Source organism: Bradyrhizobium sp. (genome assembly GCF_049581145.1).
In the GTDB taxonomy this organism is placed as follows: domain Bacteria; phylum Pseudomonadota; class Alphaproteobacteria; order Rhizobiales; family Xanthobacteraceae; genus Bradyrhizobium.
In genome coordinates, this window is sequence record NZ_JBAURI010001004.1 from 1 (window position 1) to 3,654 (window position 3,654).

Consider the following 3,654-nt stretch of genomic DNA (forward strand, 5'->3'; position numbering starts at 1 on the left):
ACCAGCCACCGATAACGTTTCGCCCTCGCCGACGCGCCCCAACTTCGAGCTCTCTGACCGGATTTCTATCGCGGCGACGCTGTATGGCTCGCCGCGATGCCCGGGGCGATCTCGGCCGGCGTCTTCTCGGGCGGCATTGCCGGTACCGCCAGGGTCGAGATCGCCTCGCTTCTTCCCATCACCGGCGAAATGCAGGACGGGCGCGGCCGCGGACCGGAAACGATGTCAGCGAACCGGTCAGCAACGCCGCGCCACCTCCCGGCAAGCCAGTCGTGGTTTTCGGATGCGACGGGATCCCGGATGGTGATGGTCGCTGTCAGCCCGGATACCAGCGGCACGCCGGCGGGAATGCCGGTAATAGAGATTCGAATCGGCACCCGCTGGGCCAGACGCACCCAAGTATAGATCGGGTCGACATTCGGCAGCCCCTGAGTGCCGGGCGCCGCATCGGAGACACCGATTCCGCGCGTGATCGTCTCGACGCGGCCGATGACCGGCTGTCCATAACCGACGAGTCTTGCTTCCGCGCGATCGCCCACGCAAATATGAGCGAGCTTGGTCTCCTCGAAATAGCCGTCGATCCAGAAGCTGTCGGCGTCAATGACCGACATGTTCGCAGTCCCCTCGTGCGCGTAGTCACCGACCCGCATAAGCAGGTTGGTGACGTAGCCGTTGACCGGACTTCGCACCTGCGTGCGCTTCAGATTAATCTCGGCTTGCGCGAGCTGCGACTGCGCCGCCTTGAAGGCGGCAAGCGCCTGCGTCGAGTTGCCGACATATTGCTGTTGTTCTTCCGGCGTGGTGGCGAGATCGGTGAGCTTCTTGCGCCGATCGGCTTCCAGTCTCTTCACCTCCGAATCGGCCGCTTTCATCTCGAGCTGCTGCTTGGCTTCATCGACAGCTACCTGAAAATCGAATGGGTCGATGACGTACAGCACATCACCCTTGTGGACATATTGGTTGTCCGCAACTCTCATTTCGACGACCTGGCCGGATACCTGGGGAGCGATGCTCGCAACCTGCACGCGGACACGACCGTCGCGCGTCCAGGGCGCCGTGACATAATAACTCCAGATCATCAGGGACGCGACGCCGGCGAGTGCCAAGACGGCCAGGGTAGCGAGGCTCTTGAGCAATGATTGACCGAGCCGTCGCGTCTGCCATCGCGCACCAAACGCTTGCGGCGATAGCGGCACGTCCCCATTGTCACGCCGTTGGGCCGCGGGTGAGTGAGATTTCGCCTCTGGGGCGGATGGCACGGGCTCGCGATCCAACCGGCTGGAACTATCTATATTGCTCAAGCCGCACCTCTTTCAGAACAGGACGATCAATATCGCCAGGATTGTGACGTAGACGCACAGCAACGCGAGCGACGGATTGCTGAAGGTCGCCTCGAAATTGATCAGAGACAGCGCAGGCTTGAGCAGCAGAAACAGCACCAGCGCCGCCAATGCATAGGTTACGAACGGCGCGACGAGCACGCCGCCGATCACCAATTCCGGAAAGCCGTGCGTCATCGCCTAGAAACCCGTTTTCAGTGCCGCGATCTCGTTCGGGCTGCGCTCAATCAGAGCCGCCATCCGGGCTGAAAGCGCGGCGGCCCAGTTGCATCGATCAATATCGTGCTCGCGAACGGACCCGCTTCGATCCCTCAGGCGAATGGCCAGCGCAGACAGCCGAGATGGATCGGCGGTCGCGAGCGCGACACGGCCTTCCTCATCCGCTCCCGGGTCATGCTGAAGCGCCAATCGCATGCTCCAGGCTAACGAGGTGAGTTCGGATCGGCACAACATCTTCCGAACATCTGGGGTATCGTGACAAAGATTGGCCTGCTGCAACGATTCGATCTGGTAATCCCGATCGGCGTTGCGGAAAGCGACTTCGTCGGGATTTCCGGGAAGCATCTTCTCCGTAAGCGCCTGCCGAAAATCGCGACCGAGGGTGCGCAGAAGCCAGGTTTGCCTACGATCATCGGTCGTCGGCAGCAGGACCGCGACCGTCACCAACAGCAGGACAACGGAGACGATGTTCAGGGACGCGGTCGAAAGAAACATCTGCGGATCGTAATTCTGCGGATTGCTCGGCAGCAGCAGCAGCGGCATGAACACGAGCATTAGCGAGCCGACCGGTGCGCATTTCGGATTTCCGCTCGATGCCAGCAAGCCCGCTCCGATAATGGCCGGCGCCCAGCCGAGCGCCAGCATCGGAAACGCGTCGGCGCCATCGAGGATCAGGAATTCGGTGATTCCGACCAGCACAATGGCCGTCAGCATCGCGATTGCCGCGTTTTTGGCGAATGTTTGTGGGCTCGGACTGGTGACGCTGATTCCCGCGATCGCAGAGAACATCGTCATGGCGTTCGAGAGCGACGGCCAGCCGGCCAGGATCAGCAGGACACAGCCGATCAACACGGCGAGAAACAGACGAAGCCCGTTCTGGAACGAGGCCTCGCGTGCGAGCACCCGCGGCAAGTCCGGCGCATGAACGACCTCCCCGCCGGTCCGCATCTGATCGAGCGATGATGTCACGCGCCGGCTCTGGGCTACGAACTCCGACGCTGCGCTTGCCGCGATGAAGGACTCGTTATCGCGAGCGTCGCGAGATAGTGCCGGCATCTCGCCATTTGCTACCGCATGGTCGAGTTGCTCCAAAAACGCATCGGCACGGTTGTCAGCGCTCTCATTCAGTCCATGCAGAGCCGCGGCCATGATGCGCATTGCCGCTATTTGCCGAGCCATGGCAGCCACTGCTATTCGGGCAGCTCCGGCGCGGTTACGACCGTCGGTCGATTCGACCCGCAACGCCGCGATTTCGGTTCGAAAGCCGGCGATCGTCTTGAGGATGTCGCCTGGTTCACCCGCGTCCACGCTTCGATCGGAAATCATTTTGCGCGCAGCGGCCATGATCCGACCATGTGCGGCCTCAAGCTGAAGGGACAGACCCGGCAGGATCTCGGGCGTATCGAAGAGATCGTTGACCACCATGATCGCCAAAACGCCGGTCAGGATTGCCGCGCAGCGATCAACACCTGTCATGAAGCTGCTCTGCGGCACGTCTATGTTGGTTAATGCGACGATCGCAGCCGTGTAGCCGCTCAGCACTGCACCGTATGCCCGGTTCCCGTCGAAGAAACTCGCGATATAACCGCACGCTCCCATCCAGGCGGCAAAGGCGAGGATGAAGAGATCCCGCGTGCTATTGAAGAGCCCGGCCATCACGAGCGCCGCCAAAAACCCGAGAAGCGTTCCGGCGGTTCGATAGAGCGCTTTCTCAAAGGCCTGGCCGCGGGTGGGCAAAGCCAGAATACCGACGCAAACGGCTGCGGAGTAGGCGTTCTGGAGCTGCAGCCAGAAAGCCACGTAGAGCGCAGCCATCATGGCGATCCACGTTCGGAGCGCAAATGCCCAGCTTGCCCACGACGGCCAAACAAATCGAAAGGAGAGAAAGCTTGGCATGCCGCTCTTCAATGTCGGCGCAGATAATCCTCCCTGGCCCATCGCTTTCGTCATGGTCGCTCCAAACCAATGAAGAATGTCAGCCGACATCGCATCTGAACGAACCAGTCCCGCTGCGCCGGAGATTTGTGCAGAACAAGTATACGTTGCCGCCGACGCCGCACCCGTAAATCCTTGTAAAAGACCACGGTGCGGACGC

The 3,654-nt window shown here is 61.2% G+C and carries 3 protein-coding genes; all 3 read right to left on the reverse strand.

What is annotated here, in order from left to right:
• Positions 1–65: 65 nt before the first annotated feature.
• Genes WCB02_RS32605 through WCB02_RS32615 form a run of 3 tightly spaced genes read right to left on the reverse strand, consistent with a single transcriptional unit; the run spans position 66 to position 3,509 of the window.
• Complete coding sequence (locus tag WCB02_RS32605; RefSeq protein WP_423964813.1) at positions 66–1,274, reverse strand: efflux RND transporter periplasmic adaptor subunit; 1,209 nt, start codon at positions 1,272–1,274, stop codon at positions 66–68.
• Between the two features lie 39 nt (positions 1,275–1,313).
• Positions 1,314–1,517 (reverse strand): DUF1656 domain-containing protein, encoded by a 204-nt coding sequence (locus tag WCB02_RS32610; protein WP_423964809.1) that lies wholly within the window; start codon positions 1,515–1,517, stop codon positions 1,314–1,316.
• Positions 1,518–1,520: 3 nt separating this feature from the next.
• Entirely contained in the window at positions 1,521–3,509 is a 1,989-nt protein-coding gene (locus WCB02_RS32615; protein WP_423964811.1) for an FUSC family protein, read from the reverse strand.
• Positions 3,510–3,654: the final 145 nt, after the last annotated feature.